Source organism: Alkalibaculum bacchi (genome assembly GCF_937875145.1).
Lineage (GTDB): Bacteria > Bacillota > Clostridia > Eubacteriales > Alkalibacteraceae > Alkalibaculum > Alkalibaculum bacchi_A.
Window position 1 is genome coordinate 1 of sequence record NZ_CALNCS010000100.1, and the last position, 22,281, is coordinate 22,281.

Sequence of the window (22,281 nt, forward strand, 5' to 3'; positions counted from 1 at the left end):
ATGGTTAAATGATACATGTAAATAGTAAAAACTTGAGACATGTCCCCTAGGATTACTAGATTACTATAGAGATTTAAAACCACAACAAGTCATCGAAATAGCCGCTCAAGCTTGTGACATAAAAAATCCAGATTTAATAAAGATAAAATACAAACACCACATCACCGACTTCAAAGCCATTGCTGTGTTTCTAATGAGGAATTTATGTAACTATAGTTATAAGGAAATCTGTAAAGAAATAGGCAATCTAACTCTTTCACGTGTAGCCATCCTTTCAAATATTGGATTTAAGCTTCTTAGTACAGAAGCAAAGTATAAAGATCTCTTTTCAAAATTATTAGAAGAAATCCGAGTAGCGTAACCATTACTACTAAAACGGTCTCATCTTATCCATAGAAATATTTTTGATTATACATTCTTCATTAAACAAGTATGGTGTGCTTGCCATGCTTTTTTTTGTGAATTTTTATAAAAAAGATAGCAGTGGTATTGTGTTTTTTAGTAGGTTTGGTTTTTATATGGTAGAATGGTTAAATGATACATGTAAATAGTAAAAACTTGAGACATGTCCCCTAGGATTATCCTATATCCTATATTTTTACTATTTGAGATATAGTAGCCACTGTTTTCACACAGTCTGCCGTCCCGATATGCCGACGTGTAGCCATCCTTTCGAATATTGGATTTAAGCTTCTGAGTACAGAAGCAAAGTATAAAGATCTTTTTCCGAAACTACTGAAAGAGATCCAAGTAGCATAACCATTACCACTAAAACGGTCTCATCCTATCTGTAGAAATTTTTTTGACTATACATTTTTCATAAAAAGAAGTGTGGTGTGTTTGCCATGCTTTTTTTGTCTCTATTTTTATAAAATAAGATAGCAGTGGTATTGTGTTTTTTAGGAGGTTTGGTTTTTATATGGTAGAAAGGCTAAATGATGCATGTAAACAGTAAGAACTTGAGACATGTCCCCTAGGGGGCTAGTCATAAGTAAGTTCTCTAATGAACCGTTTAGATTAATTATGCGTAATGAAAAAGAGGCAAGATTTAAAAAATCAACTCAAATGTCTCATTTATAATAAAACTAGTGTCCATAAGTTGTAAAATATTGGAGTAAAAAGTCACTGTCCCCATATGCCATGTCCCCTAAAGGGTCAATCAGAAAGTCTGGTCCTTGGTAAGTCCCCTTATGACGGGAAGAGCCACAAGGTTTAATCTACTCATCTTCTTTAGTCTCTTGAGTCTTTATATAGAATAAAGATTGATATTCTTTTAGAATTTTATCTCTAACAGAATAAATTGTATCTAATACATCTCTATTATTAATAACGCCATCTTGAGCATTAGATGATACTAATTCGGTTAAACAGTCTATTCCAATAATCAAATCATTATTTTCAAAAAAAGGATCAAATTTATATTTATTAACGATATTCTCAAAGGCTATTATTGTTTCAATATTGGAGTGCTGAAAATTATTATTTGAAATATTGTAAATAATTGGAGATAAATTTTTTATATATTCATCTTTTATAATTGACCCAAACACATTTTTATCTAATTCTATTATTTCAAAATATTCTTTATAAAGTTTAGATTTTTTCAAATTACTAATCAGATTACTTTCATCTAATAGCTCAATGGTAATTCCGTGTTCTTGGCTTTTTTTTGAGGACCACTTGATCCACCAGTCGTGTGATTTTGATGTCAATTTTATAGGAATACATAATATCCACTTAATAACCCTATCTTTGTGTAAAGAGTTCATCAATGTATTATAAGATTTTCTAACTTGATTTTTTTGTGCATCTCCCATATTAGTAATAAAAAACTTGCATTGATATACTACGATAGTATCATTATACTGAACATAGATATCTATACCATCGTCTCCTGGATAGGATTCCACAGAGTATGCAAGACCAAATGTTTCTTGAACATACCTGAAACATATCTCTTCAAACTTTTCTCTAGCGCCACTATTACCGTACTGATCTACTAAATATTTAAAACCTCTATTCATAACATAACCTCTAGTTTTCGTATAAATACAGGGAATGTCCTGACTTCAAAGAGTCCGCCTGTTAGTTCATATATTATAACATAAACTATGATATCACATATGCATATGTATAACTTGAAATCACTTTAAATTTAAACGAATTAATGTCCAAAAATATTTAAAAAATTTTCCACATCCTATTAACTCCCCCAAACTTCCTCCGATATAAACACCAAGAAGCAAATATCGCAATGTTTCTTTAAAAAAAACGGCAAGGATGCCAAAACAAAATTCAAGGAGGAATTACACATGAGAATTAATAACAACTTATCAGCAATGAATACTTATTCAAAATTAACAAGTGCAAACAATGCAAAAAGCAGTTCTTTGGAAAAGTTATCTTCAGGTCTTAGAATTAATAGAGCTGGAGATGATGCTGCAGGTTTAGCAATCTCTGAAAAAATGAGAGGTCAGATTAGTGGATTAAATCAGGCGGCTAAAAATGCGCAAGATGGTATTTCATTAATTCAAACAGCTGAAGGTGCTTTAAGCGAAACGCATTCTATTTTACAAAGAATGAGAGAATTAGCTGTTCAATCTTCTAATGATACGAATACAGCAGTTGATAGAAATGAAATACAAAAAGAAGTAGATGAACTAGCAAAAGAAATTACTAGAATTGGAAATAATACAGAATTTAATACTCAAAAATTAATTAATGGTGGGATTACAGACACAAAATTCCATATTGGTGCAAACAAAGGACAAGATATATCACTTTCAATAAATGCTATGGATGCATTCTCACTTGGAGTGAGTGGTGATTCTATGGAAGCAACATTAGCTGGATCTGGATCAGTTAGTGCAGCAACAGTTACTGGCTCTGGTGCCGCTGTATTTGATGGTAATGTAGTGACTGCATCAGTAGCTGAAGTGGCAGGAAGTCTAGCAACTTCAGGCAAATTAGCTGGTACATATGCTGGAGAAGCTGGTGATTTAAAATTAAAGATTGATGGTACAGAAGTAACAGTAGCATTGTTAGATACAGATGACATTGATGGTGCAACAACAAAAATAAATGATGCAATTAACGCTACTTTAGGTACATCTGGCGAGGAATATGCTGTTAAGGATGGTGGCGAAATTACAATTAATTCGTTAACTACAGGAACGGATTCATCTGTAGAAGTTACTGATGCATTTGCTGGTTTTGCAGTTGGATCAAACGCTGGTGAAGCAGCAGTAGCAACAACTTATACTGTAACGCTTTCTGATGGTACTGGAGCTAATTCAGTTATTGCAGGTTTAGCTGCAGATGCAGCATCTGTAGCAGGAACTGGTGATTTTGCAGGATTTAATTTAACATTAGATGGAACATTAGCTCATGGAGAGTCTAACACAATTACTTTGGGTGTTACAACAGCAGGTAAAGCAACTTTCAATCTTGATGGAACTATAAACGAAGAAGCAGTTACTGGTGCAGGAATTGATGTATCTAGCCAAACAGCTGCTAGTGACGCTATTGAAACAATTCAAAAGGCAATTGAAACTGTTTCGGCAGAAAGATCTAAACTAGGCGCAACTCAAAATCGTCTAGACCACACAATCAACAATCTAACAACAACATCAGAAAACTTAACAGCGGCAGAATCACGTATCCGTGACGTAGACATGGCGAAAGAAATGATGGATTTCACAAAAAACAACATTCTTAGCCAAGCAGCTACTTCAATGCTTGCACAAGCGAACCAAATGCCACAATCTGTACTTCAATTACTTCAATAATAGTTTTTAAAATAAGCCGACTGTTATGCGGTCGGCTTTTTTTAAAAGGTTGGACGGTTGGACGGGAAAAGCTTAAAAGCGGAAAGCTGAAAAACATATCTCGCCTAGAGGCGAGGATTGTAAGATCCTTCGTCGCAGGCTCCTCAGGATGACATGGGTAGTAGGTGTCTTAGGACGACGTGAATTGCAGGCTTCTCGGGATGACATAAGTAGCAGGGCCGGCTTTAATTAGCATACATAGTTACTATTAGTAATTAAAGGTTTTACTTAGAACTTACAACATAAAACGTAGAACTAATGTGCTTTTAATTTTGCGAAGAGAATTTCCAAAAGTACTTTTCGCAAAGCGAAAAGTTTCAACAATTGTTCATTATTCATTAAAGAAGTTCATTGATACCGGGGGTGTTTTTATGATTCATATTACTCGACCCATAACGCAGACTCAAAAAACCGTACCAAAAACAGAAGACAAATCTTTAGATAATCATTTAAGTGAGCGGAAGGCTCCTGAGCTAGTGGTTTATTCTAAGGAACAAGGACAAGCACGTGACTACAGCCGAGAGGATTTAGAAAGGGCTGTAGAGGATAGTAATGAGTTAATATTTCGAAATGAAGAGCAGTTTAAATTCGAAATCCATGAGCGAACCAATCGCATTATGGTAAAGCTGGTCAATACACAAACCGATGAAATCATCAAAGAAATACCTCCAGAAAAGATATTAGATCTTGTGGCAAATATTTGGGATTTGGTTGGTATTTTAGTAGACGAAAGGGCGTGAAATAATGGCAGGAATTAATTTTATAGGGTCTTATTCTGGGATCGATCAGACGTCGATTGATAAGCTTATGGAAGCGGAAAAATTGCCTTTGGTGCAATTATCGAATAAAAAGACAAATCTTACAGCAAAACAAAATGCGTGGAAGGATATTAATACGAGGCTAAATTCTCTAAATAGTAAACTTAGTGCATTAACGAAAACCGATACTCTTAATGCAAAATCTTCTACTTCTACGAATGAAAATACTGTTTCTATTACGGCATCTAAGAATACTTCTGTAGGAGATTACAAAATACATGTAGAGCGATTGGCGACGAGCACTAGTGTTCTTTCTGGAAAAATTTCTTTGCCTGAGGGTGGTATCACCAAGGCTTTAGATATAAGTGGTACTTTTACTATTAAAAACAGTGATGACAAAAGTGTAGATATTACGATTGAAGCAGGGGATTCTCTAAGTAAGATCACCAGTAAAATTAATGATGCATCAAAAGACACAGGTATCAGCGCAACGATTATTGACGATCAGCTCTATCTTACAGATGCAAAAACAGGTAATCGTGCCATCACATTATCAGAAGCTGAGGGTAGTACGGTCTTAGGAAAACTTGGTCTGACTACAGAGGCAGGTAAGAAGGTTGAAGAAGGTACTACTGCAAAGTTTACCATTAATGGAGTAAGCGTAGAGCGAAATTCCAATGAAGTCAAGGACGTTTTACAGTATACAACCATTCATTTGAAGAATACCCACGAAGAAGGAAAACACGATACGGTCAAAGTATCATTAGACACTTCCAAGTTATCTGGTGCCATACAGGATTTTGTAGACCAGTATAATTCTACTATGACTTTTATAGAGGACAAGCTAGCAGCAGGAGATCCTAAAATACCAGGTAGTGGAGGAACTCTGGCAGGAGATAGTACATTAATGAGGCTTCATTCCTCTCTTCGTAATCTGGTGACTTCTACTATAGGTAATGAAAACACGACGATTAAAGATATTTCGGAACTAGGGGTCACTACCATAGATAAGTTTGGTAAATTGCAATTTGACTCTAGTAAATTGACCGAAGCTTTAGAGAAAGACCCACAAAATGTAGCAAATTTCTTTAATAGTAAGGACAGCAAAGGTGAAGAAAGTGGTTTTGGCGTACGATTAAATGATTACATTAATTCCTATATTACATCTGATAAAGGGATTATCAAAGGCAAGACAGAGAGTTTAGAAAAGACCTTAGAAGATTTAAACGATCAAATCGACCGGTTTAACCTCCGAATGGAAAAGAAACAAGCCCAATACATAAAGATGTTCACCGCCTTAGACGTAGCCATGATGGAAGCGGAGAGCCAGATGAGCTGGTTGGTGGGGCAGATTGATGCGATGAATGTGAGTAAGAAATAAGGTGGTAAGGTGGTCAGCAAAACCGTCTTAGCCACCATTGGTGGCTTAATGGAGGAACGATGAGGGTGCCGTTCCCTATGCATTTAGATGCAGGAGGTAAGAAGTTGGAAGTGGGAGGCTAGGGTCAAGCTTTGGGGTCAAAGATCCTTCGTCGCTTGCGCTCCTCAGGATGACAAAGCAGTAGCTTAGATCTAAGAGGTCAGAGACTTGTGTAATCACCGAAGCTAACTACCTCAGTCATCCTGAGCGTAGCGAAGGATCTTACACAATCTCGTCTAAGGGAGAGTTCCACTTTCCGCTTTCCACATTCAGCTTTTTTCGACTAACAACTCAGATTAGCTAGAGCACTAATTACTATTAGAAATCTCATATATCAAATAACCGCATAAAGGAGAAAAAAATGAACCACGCTTATGCAAACAATGTATATAAAAATAATCAAATCACGACGGCACCTAAGAAAAAATTGTTGATCATGTTATATGACGGAGCTATAAAAAATTGTAAGTTAGCGGAGATGGCTTTAGAGAGTAAGGACTATGAAACGGTTAATACAAACCTAAAGAAAGCTCAAGATATAATAAATGAGTTTATGGTTACCTTAAATTTTGAAACAGGTGGAGACATTGCCAAGAATTTATACCAGCTTTATGAGTATATGAATTTTAAGCTCGTCCGTGCTAATATTGACAAAAATCCAGAGGGTATTATTGAAGTGAAAAATTACCTGCAAGAGTTGAGAGACACATGGGCACAGATTTAGAAAATTTACTTAACCGAAGAAATGAAATTCTAAAAAAGGTGATCGCAAACATTCAATCTTGGGACGGAGAAATAGAAACAGGTATAGGGTTGATTGAGGAGAATAAAATCGAATTTGATCAAGTCATAAAGATTACGGAAGCTGTCAAAGAAGAACAAGGCTCCTATGTGGAAGACGAAGTTTATCGCACAAATATTAATATTCTTGCTACAGCACAAAGAGAATTAATGGAGTCCTTACAAAAGAAAAAGGCAAATTTGGTAGAAGCTATAAAACAAGTGAAAAAACGAAATAATGTAGTAGATAGTTATATATCTGTCAGTAAAAGAGCTATATTTATAGATAAGGATATTTAAGTATACGTAAAATTTAAGGTATAAAATAAATTTGATTTCCAACATTCTAACACACAAACGTAGTTGTCATTAAAAGACGATTAAGGTAGAACGATAAATTAAATCTTATTCAAGTTAAATAAAACCAAAGCGCAAAGAAAATCCATGTAAAATCCATGTGTTTTTCGCGCTTTTGTTGTTAGATGTAAAAATTTGTGATAATATGTCATATAAAGATAATATGTACTACAATGGCAAACTTATCGAAAGGTAAGGACGCAAAGCTATAGGGCCTTCGCAAGATGGCAGCCAGTTGCTATATTTTTTTTGTCAATTTTTAGTAATATTGTAAAAGGTCTACTTTGTTTTAAAATAGTCAACTTAACCTATATGTTTAATAGGGAGAATAAGAAAGCTTAAAAATAGAACTTACTAATAGACGACTAAACTTTTAAGTTTAGAATAATTTGTACTAAATTATTAACGATTGCTAACCAAAGTGGAACAGCTATTAAACAACTGTACAACAATCGTTAGACTATTGTATAAAATGGGTATTAGAAACTGTATAAAAGGGGTTTTACAATGAGTAATTTTAGTTATGATTTGATCAAAAAAGGATTAGATATGTCCTCTTTACGTCAAAGAACCGTATCTAGCAATATTGCAAATATCAACACACCTGATTACAAAGTGAATAAAGTTCAATTTGAAGACTTACTAAAGACAGCCATAGATGAAAATGCAGTGACTTTAGAAAAATCTCATCCTAATCACTTTGGCATTGGGAAAGTAGAAGATATAGAACCTATTGTAAAAAAAAGAGAATCTACTTCTCTAAATGACAATGGAAACAATGTAGATGTCGATTTAGAAATGACCGAATTAGCAGCTAATGAATTGTATTACAATACATTAGTAGCTCAGTTGAATTCTAGGCTCGCTAATTTGAACTATGTAATTAATAAATAAGGTGGTCAGGTGGTAAGGTGGTCAGGTGGTAAGCAAAACCTTATAGCCACCACTGGTGGCTGATGTGAAGATCCTTCGCTGCGCTCTAGGATGACCGGGGAGTTGGTTAGAGGCGATTCTTCGTATCTCTAAGTGCCGAAGGCCCAAGCTCCTTGCTCATTCATTCTGAGCGCCCTAGCTCCTGCCCCAGTCATCCTGAGCGTAGCGAAGGATCTTTGAAGACTAGCTATTAGAGAACAAACAATATACTAAGACATTTTTAAAATGTTTTTAAAGTGAGGTTAGTTTAATATGTCAGTGTTTAACTCCATGCAAATTAACGCAAGTGGATTAGCTCTTGAAAGATTAAAGATGGATACGATTTCTACAAATATTGCCAATGTAAACACTACTCGAACAGAAGAGGGTGGGCCTTATTTGCGTAAAGACGTAGTCTTTGAAGAGAAATTAAGAACTGAAATCAGCAAGGTTACAGGACGTATGGAAAAAAAGAGCGCTGGTGTTAGAGTGGTTGGCATTGCTCAAGATGAGGAAAATCTCGAAATGGTTTACAATCCATCTCATCCTGATGCTAATGAGGAAGGATATGTTATGATGCCAAATGTAAATATGGTAGATGAAATGATTCATTTAATCAGCACACAGAGAGCATACGAAGCAAATGTAACTGCCTTAAATACCAGCAAGAGCATACTAAAAAAGGCCTTGGAAATTTCTAAAGGGTGATTTCAGGTTAGTGGAAAGTGAAAGGTGGAAAGTAGAAAGCTGAAGCGGAAAGTGGAAGAAAAATAAGCCGAGACAGGGTAGGGAACGGTGCTCACCGTTCTATCACTAAGCCACCAGCGGTGGCAAAAATGCTTTTCCTTACCACCTTACCACCTTAAAGCTTACCACCTTAAAAACAATAGAATTGAGGAAACATAAATGAACATATTGTCTTTATACAATAGTATTCTAGCTAATACAAACCAAATAAGTTATGAGTCATTAGCAAGTGCCAATATACCTACAGTCAATAAAACAGATTCTACCATTTTACCGAGTGAAAACTCTTCTATTGAAGGAATTTCTTCCTTTAAAGATATTATTAGCAATGAAATTGAAAAATTAAATAATACCCAGGTAAAGGCTGATAAATTAACACAAGATTTCATTACTGGTGAAGTTGAAGATTTGCATAGTGTTATGATAGCAACAGAAGAAGCCCGAATTGCCTTAGAGCTTGCCGTTCAAGTTCGCAATAAATGCGTGGAAGCGTATAAAGAAATCAACAACATGCAATTATAGTTGACTTGTAAAGGAGTTATTTTAATACGATGGAAAGATTTGTGGCAGTTTTAGATGGAGCAAAGAGTGGTTGGAACAAGATTGACAAGAGGAAAAAAGTCTTAATGATTACTTTTTTAGTAAGTATTCTTGCCTTTGTTTCTATCTATACCTATTTTACACAAAGAACAGAATACGTTACTTTATTTAGTGATTTAGAACTTAGTGATGCAGGAAATATCGTAAGTGATCTAGAAACGAAGAAAATGAAGTATAAATTAGAAAATGGCGGTAGTGATATCCTCATTGACAAAAAACAAGTAGATGAATACCGTTTGCAATTGGCAATGAATGGAATGATGCCTGAAAATTCCACCGGTTTTGAGATCTTTGATGATACGGGCTTAATGGCCACAGAAGAAGATCGAGAGATCATGTATCAAAGGGCTCTAACAGGAGAACTACAGCGTTCAATTATGTCCTTAGAGGCTATAAAGTCTGCAAAAGTGCACTTAGTGATGCCTGAAAAGAGCATATTTGAAAAAGAGGATAAAGAGGCTAGTGCATCTGTTATAGTAGATGTAAAACCCAATCAAAAAGTCACAAACGACATGGTCAAAGGCATTGCCTCATTGGTTTCTGGGGCAGTAGACAATTTGCCTGAAAAAAACATTCAAGTAATTGATTCAAAGGGCAATCTCCTCAGCGCATTTTTACAAGAAGATACTGAATTAAATGCAACAGATATTGCATCTGGCTATCAAGAAATAAAAAAACAATTTGAATCAGAGCTTGAATCCAATCTAGATGATTTGTTGGGCAGTGCTTATGGCAAGGATAAAATAAAAATATCCGTCTATGCAGATTTAGACTTTGATTCAGAAGAAAGCACAATAATCACATATCAAGAGCCTGTTCTTCGAAGCGAGCAAGTATCTGCTAGTGGAGATACTATTGAGATGCAAAATGCTACCGGTGGCAATATAGATGACAATGTAAGTAATGTAGTAGAGAGCCAACAGGGCAGCGGCTCTACTTATGAAAGAACTATAAATAATGAATTAAACTCTACCACAACCCAAAGGATAAAGGCTCCTGGAAAGGTAAATAAATTAACTACATCTGTTATTTACGATGGGGAGCTAGCAAATCGAGATATTCAAAGCATACAAAATATTGTGGCGTCAGCAACAGGATACAATGTAGAACGGGGCGATGTCATTACCGTTGAAGGTGTAATCTTTGACAAAACCAGTGAAAAACAGCTAGAAGAAGAACTACGAGCCATTGAATTAGAAGAATTAAATAATCGCAGTCTATTTGAAAAATACGGTGAGTACGTGATTTTCGCATTATTAAGTGCCCTTGGAATTGTGATATTAATAGCTCTCATTAGACTCATCTTCTCTAGGAGAAAACAGAAAGAGTTATTTGCTAATAGGGAACTAGCTCAAGGTCAATTAGCGATGGATTTGCAGCCTGAAGCAACAGCAATGGAGATGTTAAGGATGGCAAATGAAGAGGATACGAAACAATCTTTAAATATAGAAGTAAAAACAGATGCGAAGGAAGTAAAGGCGCAAAATTATGCGAAGGATAATCCAGAGATCGTAGCAGATTTAATCAAAACATGGATTCAAGAGTAAAGGTGGCGACAATGCAGACAAAAAACAGTGGTGCAAGGAAGGCAGCTATTTTACTAATAGCTTTAGGTCCTGAAACATCATCACAAATACTAAAATCATTACCAGATAATATTATTAAAAAGGTTACTTATGAGATTGCAAATATTGACTATGTGGAGCCTGCTGAAAAACATAAAGTTCTTAGTGACTTTGTAGATATGGCGTCTGCAAAAGAATACGTTTTAGATGGGGGCATAGATTATGCAAAGAATTTACTAAATAAGGCCCTAGGGGCTCAGCGTGCGAAAGAGGTCATAGATGTTCTCTATCAAATACAGCAAAAAGAAAAGCCTTTTGCCATAGCGAGAAAAGCAGATCCACAGCAGTTGACCAATTTGCTGAGAAATGAACACCCTCAAACAATAGCCTTAATTATGTGCTATATGCAACCAGAAAAATCGGCTATAGTATTATCCGAATTTCCTGTTGAATTGCAGACGGAAATCGCTGAAAGAATCGGAACCATCAATCGAACCTCTCCAATCGTCATTAAGAGGATTGAAGAAATTATGGAAAATAAATTTACTAGCCTTGTAGAGAATGATACAGAGACTATAGGTGGCGTAAAAACACTAGTAGAGATTCTCAACTCCGTAGATCGAAGTACTGAAAAAAACATCATTAATGCACTTGAAGACGCTCAGCCAGATTTAGCAGAAATTATAAAATCTAATCTATTTATCTTTGAGGACATTGTCAATCTGGATAAAGGTTCTATTCAAAGAATTCTTCGAGAAGTTGCAAATGAAGATCTGGTTCTTGCATTGAAGGGAGCATCAGAGATTGTATCTAGCACAGTATTTAGCAATATGTCAAAACGTGCTGCGGATATGCTAAAAGAAGACATTAAATTTATGGGTCCTGTAAGACTTTCTACTGTTGAAGATGCTCAACAAAAAATTGTAGGCATCATTAGAAGACTAGATGAAGCAGGTGAAATTGTAATAGGAAGAGGCGATCAAGATTCTGTCATCTTATAAAATTATAAAAAATCATGCCATTGCTTACGACAATGGCCAAGTGTCTCTCATCGATACGAAGATTGATTATGAAAAATCCTCTATACCATCTGTACTAGATGAAGAAAAGCCCGTGGTACAGGAAACAGTGAGCAGTGAAGTAGAAACTACTCTTAGAGAAAAAATCCAAAGAGAACTTCTAGACGAGATAGAAAGAGAAAAACAATCTATCCTCCAAAATGCCTATGAAGAAGCTGAAAAGATAAAGAGTGAAGCCAGCCAAAAGGGCTTTGACGAAGGGTATCAGGTAGGCTTTAGCAGAGGTTATGAAGAAGGAATGGAAAAGGCACATGGTGAAGGTCAAGCTATTAGAAACAGTGCCATAAACTTGCTAAGACAAGCAGAAGAGGAAGTCAAAAAGTATTGCCACGACAACAAAAACTCAATTATTGGTTTGGCAGCGGATATGGCAGAGGCAATTGTTCACACTACTATTGATGCATCCTCACAAAATATCCTCTTATTGATTAAACCTATTCTTGAGCAGTATGGTAAGAAAGAGAATATCATTCTCAGGTGTCATCCTCATAATATAAATCATGTAAGGATGAATGTATATCAATTAGAGAATATGTGCCCTAATGGAAAATTTATCATCTTAGAAGACTCTAATTTAGAAGAAGATGGTGTAGTCATAGAGGATGAAGGGCAAATTGTAGATTTACAAATTAAAACACAAATAAAATCAATGATACATGAGATTACAAACATGGAGTGATTCTTTGTTTACGATACCTTTTGAACGCTATAGAAATGTCATCAAGAAAAAAAACTACTATACTGTAATGGGCAAGGTAACTCACGTTATTGGCTTGATCATACAGGTAGAAGGCTTAGATGTATTTATGGGAGAGATATGTGAAATATACATTCAATCCTCTGACAAGGTCGTTCTAACGGAAGTAGTTGGTTTTAAAGACAATAGTGTACTCCTAATGCCTTTAGACGATTTACAAGGGATTGGACCTGGATGTATCGTAAAACCTACAGGAAGTGCCCTAAAAGTACAGATAAGTGATCAGCTTTTAGGACATACCTTGGATGGCTTAGGAAGACCTATTGACAGCAATTTTGAAATAGAAGGGGGGTTTTACGACGTAGACAGGTCTCCACCTAATCCCTTTGAGAGAAGAAAGATTGAACAAATCATGAGCACAGGGGTCAAAGCCATAGATGGCATACTCACTTGCGGAGAGGGTCAAAGAATTGGAATCTTTGCAGGTAGTGGTGTGGGCAAGAGTACCTTGCTAGGGATGATTGCTCGCTATTGTGAAGCTGATGTAAATGTTATAGCCCTTGTAGGCGAGAGGGGAAGAGAAGTCTTAGAGTTTATTGAAAAGGATTTAGGTCCAGAAGGCTATAAAAAATCAATTGTCGTATGTGCTACTTCAGATCAGCCCCCATTAGTCCGATTAAAGGGAGCGTTCGTAGCTACTGCTATTGCAGAGTACTTTAGAGATCAAGGTAAAAAAGTCATGCTCATGATGGACTCTGTCACGCGGTTTGCCATGGCACAAAGAGAGATTGGTTTGGCAACTGGAGAACCTCCAACGACGAAAGGATATACTCCTTCGGTCTTTACAAAATTACCGAAATTGCTAGAAAGAAGTGGTATGGCCAAAACCGGATCCATCACTGCCTTTTATACAGTGCTAGTAGAAGGAGATGATATGAACGAGCCTATTTCCGATTCGGTTCGAGGAATACTAGATGGACATATTATCTTATCGAGAAAAATCGCCGCAAAGAATCACTTTCCTGCAATAGATATTCAAAATAGCATCAGTAGAATTATGAAAGAAATCGTCTCAGAAGATCATTATCTTTTGTCAGGAGAGCTAAAAGAAAATTTGGCAACCTATCAAGAATCCGAAGATCTAATCAATGTAGGTGCCTATGTAAGTGGAAGCAATCCTAAAATAGATCGAGCAATTGAACTTAATAATCGAATCAATACATTTTTAAGACAAAGAGTAGAAGAGTATTGTTCCTATGAAGACACAAAAGGATTGTTAGAGGAAGCCATGAAATAGAGCTAATAATGATAATGACATTAAACTAAACGAGGTTAATGATGAAAACTTATAAATTTTCCATGGAAAAAGTACTAGAATTACGAGCAAATAAAGAAAAGACCTCAATGGAAAACTTTGCATCTATGCAACGGGACCTAATGAAGCAAAAGTCCAAACTTATAGAACTCCGAACAGAAGAAGACAGCATAAAGCTAAAATCAAATCGATGTAAAAACATTGTAGAACTTAGACAGCTATACCTATGCAAAGAATGGTTAGAAAAAAGGATACAAGCTCAATTAATATGTATCGAAGAATCAAGAAAAAACCTAGAAAAAGCCCGCCAAGAACTCATCTCCGCCCAAAAAGACCGAAAGATTATAGAAAAGCTCAAAGAAAAAGACTTTGAAGCGTACCAAGACAGTGAAAAGGCGATAGAGCAGAAGAATTTAGATGAGATGGCGGTGCTAAAATACGAGGTGGTAAGGTGGTAAGCGAATATGCGACTTACGTCGCAATGAATAATGAATATGGAACAATGAACAATTAGGAGTATATAAAACCTAAGTAAATAGTCGCATATTTGTACTATTCAATGTTCAGTGTTCATTTTTCAGTGTCCAATGAATATATAAAAGGATTATAAAGTCTTTCTAATATATGATGTACAACTTAATAGTTAGTTTGTGAGATTCTTCGCTACGCTTTGAATGGCGCGATCCCTCATATGCGATTAGCACACCTAGGTTTTTACATAGAACTTACAACTTATAACGATAACGAAAGGAGGTGAAAAAAGTGAAGACCGAAAACATCCAAATCATATTGCCAGGTACAAAAATCCAGAAGTCTAATACAGCCAATCCTGTAGCTTTTGAGCAGTTGCTTGTTGATATATTAAATGGAGAAGCTCCCCATTACAACCACTTAGGAGATGCCGAGACAAATTCTATAAATCAAGACTCTATTCAAGAAAATAGCAAGCTGATGAAAAGATCGCATAATATGATTTCAAGCTCATCTCTGACAGATGTACAGGACAACTCGTCAACAGGGCATGATGTGCAGATTGATATACAACCTCTTAAATCTGATGAAGAGGCTGTTTATATAGCTGGGAAGACTTTAAGCGAGATGGAGTTTCCATCGGAGGATGATCAAAAGTTAGTTCATTACCAAGAAAACACTCTGTACAATCCATTTTATATAGGGCTACAAAATGCTTTACCTAATGACAATAATGTGTTAATCACCAGCAAAGTAGAGACAGTAGCTATAGAAAATATAAATGAGCTAAATACAATCAAACCACAACACCTTATTACATCAAGTCCAGAAGCTCTAGAGCTGACGAACAATGTGAATGAACACAGTAATACACAAACAGAGAGTGCTCCTACGAATTACTTGCCATATCATCAGATTCAAAAGGGTGAAAATGGACAAGAATACCTTTCTATTGCTGGGAGAATTAAAATGGAGATACCTTCTGAACAAAATAATAGTCCATTAAGTAATGGTAAAGTGAATCCTATGAAGAACACCATTGCTGAAGCACTTGAAGGAGTAAGCCCTGAAAAAAATCAAGAGCTGCCACAAACGATTTTTGCACCTGAGAAGATTTCTAGTGAAACGAAAGAACAAGTTAGAGACACCATCAATTCGAATTACTATAGTCCTGTAGGCAGTATTAAGACAAGTAATGAGGATGGATTACTCATCCATGAGCAACAGGATGGTTGTAATGCCAAGATAGACTATGTAGAAGATATAGAAGCTAGGACGCAAATTATTAGTGGTTCGATAGACAATATGAAAAGTGCAGACAAGCTAACTCGTACAGCCAATTTAGGACAGAGTGTGAACTTAAATCAAGTAGAAAACTCTATCCTTAGCCAAGCGCCTACTACATTAGATATTCACAATATAAAAGGGACTTTAGAAGTAAATGATAAAGGTGCTGTGAAAATCGATGGTAATGAAATAAATACAGACTTTCAGGACAATTTGACTACAGAGACTCATGAAGTAACACAAACTGGTATAGTAGATCCTTTTATGAAAGAATTAAAAATTACTTCTAACGAATTTATGATGAATTCATTAGAAGGTGAATATTCTAATGAAAATCTGCAAAAGGTTAATGATTCTATTATAGAGCTTATTGAGACTACGTCTGATGGAGACACTAGTGTAATGAAGGTAAAACTTTATCCTGAAGAGCTAGGTACTGTTAATGTGATTCTTCATTTAGAAGAGGGTAAAGTTATGGCAAAGATTCTAGTAGATAATGAATCTGTCAAACAATTATTTCAAAGTAAACTAAGTGAATTAAATGATAATTTAAACAGACAAAATATTCAATTAGATGAAGTACATATTGATTTAAATGATCAAGGGGACGGCAGTGCTCACAGAGATTCTAACCCCCATCAGCATAAAAATCATTATGTAAAAACAAGGTATGATCTAAAAACCACATCACCAGAGCTTTCTTATGGTGAATCAAAATCATCAGGAAGTAGACAGATAAGTATCTTAGCATAAAGGAGGGAAAATATGGAGATACGAAATGGTATTGCCATTGGGCAAACTACAGCTAATGATAGCACTAAAACCAATAATCGAGGCAGTCTATCCACAGAGGACTTTCTTCAAATTATGGCTGCTGAAATCAGTAATCAAAATCCCATGGGAGGCAGTGGAGGAAGTGGAAGCAATACGGATTACATTTCTCAGATGGCACAATTTTCTGTTCTAGATGAGATGAGTAAGATTTCAGACAGTTTAAATATCCTCACATTAATGGGACAGCAACAGTATGCTTTTAGCCTTATGGGGAAAGAAGTAACTTTATCAGATGGAGAAGGCAATCATATTACAGGTAATGTAGAAAAAGTCAAATTTGAAGGCGGTTATGGAATTATTCAAGTACAAGGAAAAGACTACTACTTAGGCTCAATAGTAGAAGTTTCAAATCCAGAGGTGAGCAAATGAGTTTTCGAATTCATCGAGGACAGTTTATCCCACCCATTCATAGCACAGATACGAAAAGTGCTAAAACAAATAGCAAGGATTTTCAAAAGGTATTACAAGATAGCATTGGCAAAAAGGAAGATAAAATAAAAATCTCTGCTCATGCTCAGCAAAGGATAAATGAAAGGCATATAAGCTTAAATGATGGAGATCTAACTCGACTAAATCAAGCCATGGATACCCTAGAAAAAAAGGGTGCAAAGGAAAGCTTGATGATTTATAAGGATATGGCTTTTATCGCCAGTGTAAGTAATAGAACTATTATTACTGCTATGCAGAATAAAGAGATGGATGTAGTAACTAATATTGATAGTGCAATTGTAGTAAAATAAACGGCTGGACCTTATGGAAGCCGAAGCCCGCTGACTGATTGAAGCGGAGCACATTTAGGAGGAAGTAAGATGATAAAATCACTGTATTCAGGTGTAACAGGAATGAAGAGCTTTCAAACAAAGATGGACGTAGTTGCAAATAATATAGCCAATGTAAATACGACAGCCTTTAAATCAGGCAGAGTAAATTTTCAGGATATGTTAAGTCAAACCATATCCAATGAACAAGCTCCTACTGCTGGTTCTGGTGGTGTCAATCCACAACAAGTTGGTTTAGGTGTAAAAGTAGGCGCTATTGATACCATAATGACAGATGGTTCGTTACAATCTACTAATAGAGAATTGGATTTTGCAATAGAAGGGAATGGTTTTTTTGCAGTATCCGAGGATAATGGACTATCTGTAAGCTACACAAGAGATGGTGCGCTTTATAAGGATTATGCTGGAAATCTTGTAACAGGTAGTGGTCACAAAGTATTAGGTTATACAGATGGTACAGATAGTAATGCTGATGGTATATTAGATACTTTTCCAACGACTGCGCAAACAATTATCCACGATCCAACTCAGCTAAAACCATTAACGATTCCAGAAGAACTGACTGTTGGAGGAACAGTTCTTGAACTTCAGAGTTTTTCTGTTGATAGAACTGGTAAAATTGTCGGCGTCTACAGCGATGGTGTAAACATAACACAATCTCATGTACTCGGGCAGGTTGGAATAGTAAGCTTTAGCAATACTGCAGGTTTAGAGAAAGCTGGAGGCAACACATACTTAGCTACAGAGAATTCTGGTATCCCTGAAAACGGAAAAGCAGGAAGCCCAGGCTATGGTTACATTCGCCAAAGCTCTCTAGAAATGTCGAATGTAGACTTGGCAACAGAGTTTACAGAGATGATCGTTACAAGCAGAGCATATCAAGCCAATTCAAGAACCATCTCTACTTCCGATGAGATGTTGCAAGAGTTGATTAATTTGAAGAGATAGTTTATTGGGTGGTAAGGTGGTAAGGTGGTCAGGTGGTCAGGTGGTCAGGTGGTCAGCAAAACCAACTCGCCTAGAGGCGAGATAATGCTTGGGTCGAGCTTTTGGGTCTAAGATTCTTCGCTACGCTGAGGATGATTAGCGGCTGTTGAAAGTTAGAGATGACCATTGGATGTTGAATGTTGGAGATAAATTGTAGGGAACGGTGCCTCACCGTTCCGCCTTACGGTCACCATTGGTGACCTAAACTTCCGCTTTCCGCTAAAACAAATACAACACTTAAACACGTAAGGGGAGATAGAATTGTGATTGTACTTACTACTATAAATGGAAAAGAATTTTGCTTAAATAGTGAGTTGATATATAAAATTGAACAAGCCCCTGATACAATCATCACATTGACAGATGGTAAAATCTTACGGGTAATAGATAAAACAGATGACATTGTAGAAAAGATTGTAGACTACAAAAGGCGCATTTATAGGGGTGCAACAGGAGGAGAGTAATGAAGAACAAAACACCCTTAATAGGTATAGTCGTTGGAACGTTATTGGTTTTTTGGTCTATTAGTCAGAATGGAGATCTTTCCAGTTTTTATGATTTTCCAGCTATTGTAATCACTGTATTTGGATCCTTTAGCGCCTTAATTATTAGCTTTCCCATAAAGAGTATTTTGAAGATACCTATTATGATAAAAAAATTGATATCATCCCCTCCCAATAATAGAAAAGAGCTGGTTACGATCTTTACAGATCTTGCGAGAAAAGCTCGAAAGGATGGATTGTTGGCATTAGAAGATGATATTTCAGCTATTGATAATGAATTTTTAGTTTCTGGGTTACAAATGGTTATTGATGGCGTAGAGCCAGATAATATAAAGGAGATTATGGAGTCCAAATTAGATGCCTTAGAAGATCGCCATAGGTCTGGACAAGCTGTGTTTTCAAAATGGGGCGAATTTGCTCCAGCCTTCGGTATGATAGGTACTCTTATAGGGTTAGTTGTTATGTTGGCGGAGTTAGAAGATCCTAGTATGATAGGTAGTGGTATGTCTGTTGCCTTAATTACTACATTTTATGGTTCTTTACTAGCGAATATGATTTTTATTCCTATTGCATCGAATCTAGCTGTGCAAACAGATGAAGAAATCTACACCGGTGAGATGATTATAGATGGTGTATTGGCAATTCAAAGGGGCAGCAATCCTCGAGTGGTAGAAGATAAACTTCTTACATATTTATCTCCAGTAGAGAAAAAGGAATTAGCTAATGCTGCTGATTTAACAAAAGAGGCGAGCAATTATGAGTAGGAGGAGAAGAAAAAAGGAAAGTAGCAGTGGTTCGGGAGAGTGGTTGACCACATTTTCTGATTTGATGTCTTTGCTGTTGACCTTTTTTATATTGCTGTTTTCTATGTCCTCCGTCGATTCTGAAAAATTTGCACATGTTAGTTCATCACTTCAATTGGCTTTATCAGGTAGTGGTAACGCACAGGACTCTATCTTTGAGGGCGCAGAAGGAGATATGCCCATATTAAGTGGAGGTCAACAAGCCATTTATGATCAGGTAAATGAATACGTCTTACAACAGGGATTAGAGGAGCAAGTTTCTATTACTGCAGATGAACAGGGCGTATATGTAGATATAAAAGAGGCTATTTTATTTGAATCGGGAAGTGCTGAAATCAAAGATAGTGGTCTCACAATCCTTCAACAGTTAGAAGGTATCATTAATAATTTTGATAATGATATTGTCATAGAAGGTCATACGGATGATGTTCCAAGTGGAGGGGATTATCCAACTAATTGGGAGCTCTCTACTGCGAGAGCCGTTTCTGTAGTAAGGTATCTAACAGAAGTACAGGGAGTAGATGCAAAAAGAATTTCTGCAACAGGATATGGAGAATACAGACCCATGGTTCCCAATGACAGCGTAACAAATCGAGCTGCAAATAGAAGGGTTAATATATTAATCGTCTTTGAAGAGGAAAGTGAGGGTTAAAGTGGCAAAGAAAGAAGCAAGTTCAGAAACAAAATCAAAAAGGCTTGTCGCTATCATCATTATTGTATTATTGTTGGTGCTAATAGGTCTCGTTTTGGCAATAGGGTATTATATGCTAGGTGGAGATTTAGATGTTTTTGGTTCAAAAGACGCTGAGCCAAAAGAGGAATATACCGTTTTATTAGATGAATTCGTCTTAAATTTAAGGCCTGAAAACAATGTAAAAAATTATATAAAAGTAAAAGTTGCTCTTATGTGTAAAGACAAAAATGATGTAGAAGTGATTGAAGCAAATGTGAATAAATTAAGGGACGTAATCATCGCGGATTTACGTGAAAAAACGGCTACTGAAATTTTAGATAATGGAAATATATCGAATATAAAAACAGAAATGGTAACAAATTTAAATGAGGCATTAAATAGGGATATGATTAACGGAGTCTACTTTATAGATTTGGTTGTTCAGTAAGGGTGTGAAAAAGTGAATTATAATGCTTTTTTTTCTGTTGTCCAAACGATATTTGTGCTGATTGCAGTTATAGCGCTGGCAAATATTACGCTAAAATATGTAAATAAGCATATGAATAAACAAAATAAGATGATTAAAGTCCATGAGAGGGTTTCTGTGAGTAACAATTCATCTTTGAACATTGTAGAGATTTGTGGCTCTTATTATCTGATGAGTTTTACAGGTAGTGAGAACAAAATACTGAAGGAATTAAATAAAGAGGATGTCTTAGAGATCATTGAAGAAAAGAAAATAAATCAAGAACAGATTGTTCATATGGCTTTAAAGATGGAAAACAAGATGCAAATCAAAAATAAATTACATAGTGCTTTTAGAGCGAGGAAATAAATTGACTAGAAAACGAACAAAAAAATGGATTGTAGTTCTAATACTTGTATTACTAATAATGGCCATGAATCCTTTGGTGACATTTGCAGAAAATGATAGCGTTTTGGGAATCGTATTTGGTGATGGAGAAGAAAACCCTGAAGCGACGGTAGATACTGTAAAACTATTAATACTTATGACGGTTCTCTCATTAGCACCTTCTATTTTGATTTTGACCACTTGTTTTACCCGAATTATCGTAGTGTTATCCTTTCTTAGAAGTGGTTTAGGAACTCAACAAACGCCGCCAAATCAATTGCTTATTGGACTTGCCCTGTTTTTGACATTCTTTATTATGCAACCTATTTATGGACGGGTCATGGATGAAGCTATCACTCCATTATTAAATGAGGAGATTACGCAAGAAGAGGCAATGGATATAGCAGAAATCCCTATTAAAGAGTTTATGTTAAAAGAAACTAGGGAAAAGGACTTGGCGCTGTTTGTCAAGGCATCAGGTATAGAAAATATTAAAGAGCCTATGGATATTCCTTTAACTACTGTAATTCCTGCTTTTGCCATTAGCGAATTAAAGACGGCTTTTAGTATAGGATTTATTATATATATTCCTTTTTTAGTAATCGATATGGTTGTGGCAAGTATACTCATGTCTATGGGAATGTTTATGTTGCCGCCTGTAATGATTTCTCTTCCCTTTAAGATTTTATTATTTGTCTTAGTTGATGGCTGGTACTTAGTAGTAGAATCTTTAATAGAAAGTTTTGTATAGAGGTGATAAGATGACTCAAACATTAGTATTAGACATTATGAGAAATGCCTTTTTTACAATTGTCTTTGTATCAGGACCAGTCCTGATCATTGCCTTAATTGTTGGACTTATTATTAGTATATTACAAGCCACAACTCAAATACAGGAGCAAACCTTGAGCTTTGTACCTAAGATTGTAGCTGTAATGGTGGCTTTAATCGTTTTTGGAAGCTTTATGTTGAATACGTTAATATCTTTTACTGGGAATCTTTTTAAATTGATTCCTACTATTAGTTAGGAAATA

General features: G+C 35.9%; 26 protein-coding genes and 1 riboswitch. Of the genes, 25 read left to right on the top strand and 1 reads right to left on the bottom strand.

Annotation, left to right across the window (positions count from 1 at the left end; all coding sequences use genetic code 11):
• Positions 1–193: 193 nt before the first annotated feature.
• The gene (locus tag Q7P22_RS06345) at positions 194–361 is read left to right on the top strand and encodes a hypothetical protein (RefSeq protein WP_303862085.1); all 168 of its coding nucleotides are present in this window, start codon (positions 194–196) and stop codon (positions 359–361) included.
• Between the two features lie 856 nt (positions 362–1,217).
• Here Q7P22_RS06345 and Q7P22_RS06350 read toward each other — a convergent pair.
• Positions 1,218–2,024, bottom strand: a complete 807-nt coding sequence (locus Q7P22_RS06350) for a hypothetical protein (protein WP_303862087.1) — start codon at positions 2,022–2,024, stop codon at positions 1,218–1,220.
• 288 nt (positions 2,025–2,312) lie between these two features.
• Here Q7P22_RS06350 and Q7P22_RS06355 point away from each other — a divergent pair, with 288 nt between their 5' ends.
• The 24 genes from Q7P22_RS06355 to fliQ all read left to right on the top strand — a co-directional run bounded on the left by Q7P22_RS06355 (position 2,313) and on the right by fliQ (position 22,275).
• On the top strand, positions 2,313–3,788 hold the full coding sequence (locus Q7P22_RS06355) for a flagellin (RefSeq protein ID WP_303862090.1): 1,476 nt from the start codon (positions 2,313–2,315) through the stop codon (positions 3,786–3,788).
• Between the two features lie 410 nt (positions 3,789–4,198).
• Positions 4,199–4,567 carry a flagellar protein FlaG gene (locus Q7P22_RS06360; RefSeq protein ID WP_113919324.1) on the top strand — a complete coding sequence of 123 codons (369 nt, stop codon included), beginning with the start codon at positions 4,199–4,201 and terminating at the stop codon, positions 4,565–4,567.
• Positions 4,568–4,571: 4 nt separating this feature from the next.
• Positions 4,572–5,966, top strand: coding sequence for a flagellar filament capping protein FliD (fliD, locus tag Q7P22_RS06365; protein ID WP_113919323.1), 1,395 nt, complete (start codon positions 4,572–4,574; stop codon positions 5,964–5,966).
• 400 nt (positions 5,967–6,366) lie between these two features.
• A complete protein-coding gene (gene fliS, locus Q7P22_RS06370) occupies positions 6,367–6,729 on the top strand; it encodes a flagellar export chaperone FliS (protein WP_113919322.1) in 363 nt (120 codons plus the stop codon).
• Entirely contained in the window at positions 6,714–7,085 is a 372-nt protein-coding gene (locus Q7P22_RS06375) for a hypothetical protein (protein WP_303862097.1), read from the top strand. The genes fliS and Q7P22_RS06375 overlap by 16 nt, the downstream gene beginning before the upstream one ends.
• 222 nt (positions 7,086–7,307) lie before the next feature.
• Positions 7,308–7,385: riboswitch (cyclic di-GMP riboswitch) on the top strand.
• Between the two features lie 264 nt (positions 7,386–7,649).
• Complete coding sequence (gene flgB / locus Q7P22_RS06380; RefSeq protein WP_303862100.1) at positions 7,650–8,036, top strand: flagellar basal body rod protein FlgB; 387 nt, start codon at positions 7,650–7,652, stop codon at positions 8,034–8,036.
• Positions 8,037–8,327: 291 nt separating this feature from the next.
• Positions 8,328–8,762: a flagellar basal body rod protein FlgC gene (flgC, locus tag Q7P22_RS06385; RefSeq protein WP_113919319.1), complete on the top strand. Its 435-nt coding sequence runs from the start codon at positions 8,328–8,330 to the stop codon at positions 8,760–8,762.
• A gap of 198 nt (positions 8,763–8,960) precedes the next feature.
• Complete coding sequence (gene fliE, locus Q7P22_RS06390; RefSeq protein ID WP_303862104.1) at positions 8,961–9,323, top strand: flagellar hook-basal body complex protein FliE; 363 nt, start codon at positions 8,961–8,963, stop codon at positions 9,321–9,323.
• Positions 9,324–9,352: 29 nt separating this feature from the next.
• Positions 9,353–10,948: a flagellar basal-body MS-ring/collar protein FliF gene (gene fliF, locus Q7P22_RS06395; RefSeq protein ID WP_303862108.1), complete on the top strand. Its 1,596-nt coding sequence runs from the start codon at positions 9,353–9,355 to the stop codon at positions 10,946–10,948.
• A gap of 11 nt (positions 10,949–10,959) precedes the next feature.
• On the top strand, positions 10,960–11,967 hold the full coding sequence (gene fliG, locus Q7P22_RS06400) for a flagellar motor switch protein FliG (protein ID WP_113919316.1): 1,008 nt from the start codon (positions 10,960–10,962) through the stop codon (positions 11,965–11,967).
• A gap of 40 nt (positions 11,968–12,007) precedes the next feature.
• Positions 12,008–12,724, top strand: coding sequence for a FliH/SctL family protein (locus Q7P22_RS06405; RefSeq protein ID WP_113919315.1), 717 nt, complete (start codon positions 12,008–12,010; stop codon positions 12,722–12,724).
• Positions 12,725–12,737: 13 nt separating this feature from the next.
• Positions 12,738–14,039: a flagellar protein export ATPase FliI gene (gene fliI, locus Q7P22_RS06410; protein ID WP_303862159.1), complete on the top strand. Its 1,302-nt coding sequence runs from the start codon at positions 12,738–12,740 to the stop codon at positions 14,037–14,039.
• Between the two features lie 41 nt (positions 14,040–14,080).
• Positions 14,081–14,515, top strand: a complete 435-nt coding sequence (fliJ, locus tag Q7P22_RS06415) for a flagellar export protein FliJ (protein ID WP_207657408.1) — start codon at positions 14,081–14,083, stop codon at positions 14,513–14,515.
• Between the two features lie 304 nt (positions 14,516–14,819).
• On the top strand, positions 14,820–16,568 hold the full coding sequence (locus Q7P22_RS06420) for a flagellar hook-length control protein FliK (protein WP_303862118.1): 1,749 nt from the start codon (positions 14,820–14,822) through the stop codon (positions 16,566–16,568).
• A gap of 12 nt (positions 16,569–16,580) precedes the next feature.
• The gene (locus Q7P22_RS06425) at positions 16,581–17,018 is read left to right on the top strand and encodes a flagellar hook capping FlgD N-terminal domain-containing protein (protein ID WP_303862121.1); all 438 of its coding nucleotides are present in this window, start codon (positions 16,581–16,583) and stop codon (positions 17,016–17,018) included.
• A complete protein-coding gene (locus Q7P22_RS06430) occupies positions 17,015–17,389 on the top strand; it encodes a TIGR02530 family flagellar biosynthesis protein (RefSeq protein ID WP_113919310.1) in 375 nt (124 codons plus the stop codon). The genes Q7P22_RS06425 and Q7P22_RS06430 overlap by 4 nt, the downstream gene beginning before the upstream one ends.
• A gap of 69 nt (positions 17,390–17,458) precedes the next feature.
• Positions 17,459–18,376 (top strand): flagellar hook-basal body complex protein, encoded by a 918-nt coding sequence (locus Q7P22_RS06435; RefSeq protein WP_113919309.1) that lies wholly within the window; start codon positions 17,459–17,461, stop codon positions 18,374–18,376.
• A gap of 302 nt (positions 18,377–18,678) precedes the next feature.
• Complete coding sequence (locus tag Q7P22_RS06440) at positions 18,679–18,879, top strand: flagellar FlbD family protein (RefSeq protein ID WP_113919308.1); 201 nt, start codon at positions 18,679–18,681, stop codon at positions 18,877–18,879.
• On the top strand, positions 18,879–19,682 hold the full coding sequence (locus tag Q7P22_RS06445) for a motility protein A (RefSeq protein WP_303862134.1): 804 nt from the start codon (positions 18,879–18,881) through the stop codon (positions 19,680–19,682). The genes Q7P22_RS06440 and Q7P22_RS06445 overlap by 1 nt, the downstream gene beginning before the upstream one ends.
• Positions 19,675–20,373, top strand: a complete 699-nt coding sequence (locus Q7P22_RS06450) for an OmpA family protein (RefSeq protein ID WP_303862137.1) — start codon at positions 19,675–19,677, stop codon at positions 20,371–20,373. The genes Q7P22_RS06445 and Q7P22_RS06450 overlap by 8 nt, the downstream gene beginning before the upstream one ends.
• Before the next feature lies 1 nt (position 20,374).
• Positions 20,375–20,842 (top strand): flagellar basal body-associated protein FliL, encoded by a 468-nt coding sequence (gene fliL, locus Q7P22_RS06455; protein WP_303862140.1) that lies wholly within the window; start codon positions 20,375–20,377, stop codon positions 20,840–20,842.
• Positions 20,843–20,854: 12 nt separating this feature from the next.
• Entirely contained in the window at positions 20,855–21,229 is a 375-nt protein-coding gene (locus tag Q7P22_RS06460; RefSeq protein ID WP_113919304.1) for a flagellar biosynthetic protein FliO, read from the top strand.
• 64 nt (positions 21,230–21,293) lie between these two features.
• On the top strand, positions 21,294–21,998 hold the full coding sequence (fliP, locus tag Q7P22_RS06465) for a flagellar type III secretion system pore protein FliP (RefSeq protein WP_303862162.1): 705 nt from the start codon (positions 21,294–21,296) through the stop codon (positions 21,996–21,998).
• Positions 21,999–22,008: 10 nt separating this feature from the next.
• On the top strand, positions 22,009–22,275 hold the full coding sequence (gene fliQ, locus Q7P22_RS06470; RefSeq protein ID WP_303862142.1) for a flagellar biosynthesis protein FliQ: 267 nt from the start codon (positions 22,009–22,011) through the stop codon (positions 22,273–22,275).
• The last annotated feature ends 6 nt before the right edge of the window (positions 22,276–22,281 follow it).

Excerpts from the sequence above, each read along its gene's own strand:
- Q7P22_RS06345 (WP_303862085.1), top strand. The coding sequence starts at position 194 with ATGAGGAATTTATGTAACTATAGTTATAAGGAAATCTGTAAAGAAATA.
- Q7P22_RS06350 (WP_303862087.1), bottom strand. The coding sequence starts at position 2,024 with ATGAATAGAGGTTTTAAATATTTAGTAGATCAGTACGGTAATAGTGGC.
- Q7P22_RS06355 (WP_303862090.1), top strand. The coding sequence starts at position 2,313 with ATGAGAATTAATAACAACTTATCAGCAATGAATACTTATTCAAAATTA.
- Q7P22_RS06360 (WP_113919324.1), top strand. The coding sequence starts at position 4,199 with ATGATTCATATTACTCGACCCATAACGCAGACTCAAAAAACCGTACCA.
- fliD (WP_113919323.1), top strand. The coding sequence starts at position 4,572 with ATGGCAGGAATTAATTTTATAGGGTCTTATTCTGGGATCGATCAGACG.
- fliS (WP_113919322.1), top strand. The coding sequence starts at position 6,367 with ATGAACCACGCTTATGCAAACAATGTATATAAAAATAATCAAATCACG.
- Q7P22_RS06375 (WP_303862097.1), top strand. The coding sequence starts at position 6,714 with ATGGGCACAGATTTAGAAAATTTACTTAACCGAAGAAATGAAATTCTA.
- flgB (WP_303862100.1), top strand. The coding sequence starts at position 7,650 with ATGAGTAATTTTAGTTATGATTTGATCAAAAAAGGATTAGATATGTCC.
- flgC (WP_113919319.1), top strand. The coding sequence starts at position 8,328 with ATGTCAGTGTTTAACTCCATGCAAATTAACGCAAGTGGATTAGCTCTT.
- fliE (WP_303862104.1), top strand. The coding sequence starts at position 8,961 with ATGAACATATTGTCTTTATACAATAGTATTCTAGCTAATACAAACCAA.
- fliF (WP_303862108.1), top strand. The coding sequence starts at position 9,353 with ATGGAAAGATTTGTGGCAGTTTTAGATGGAGCAAAGAGTGGTTGGAAC.
- fliG (WP_113919316.1), top strand. The coding sequence starts at position 10,960 with ATGCAGACAAAAAACAGTGGTGCAAGGAAGGCAGCTATTTTACTAATA.
- fliJ (WP_207657408.1), top strand. The coding sequence starts at position 14,081 with ATGAAAACTTATAAATTTTCCATGGAAAAAGTACTAGAATTACGAGCA.
- Q7P22_RS06425 (WP_303862121.1), top strand. The coding sequence starts at position 16,581 with ATGGAGATACGAAATGGTATTGCCATTGGGCAAACTACAGCTAATGAT.
- Q7P22_RS06430 (WP_113919310.1), top strand. The coding sequence starts at position 17,015 with ATGAGTTTTCGAATTCATCGAGGACAGTTTATCCCACCCATTCATAGC.
- Q7P22_RS06435 (WP_113919309.1), top strand. The coding sequence starts at position 17,459 with ATGATAAAATCACTGTATTCAGGTGTAACAGGAATGAAGAGCTTTCAA.
- Q7P22_RS06445 (WP_303862134.1), top strand. The coding sequence starts at position 18,879 with ATGAAGAACAAAACACCCTTAATAGGTATAGTCGTTGGAACGTTATTG.
- Q7P22_RS06450 (WP_303862137.1), top strand. The coding sequence starts at position 19,675 with ATGAGTAGGAGGAGAAGAAAAAAGGAAAGTAGCAGTGGTTCGGGAGAG.
- fliP (WP_303862162.1), top strand. The coding sequence starts at position 21,294 with ATGAATCCTTTGGTGACATTTGCAGAAAATGATAGCGTTTTGGGAATC.
- fliQ (WP_303862142.1), top strand. The coding sequence starts at position 22,009 with ATGACTCAAACATTAGTATTAGACATTATGAGAAATGCCTTTTTTACA.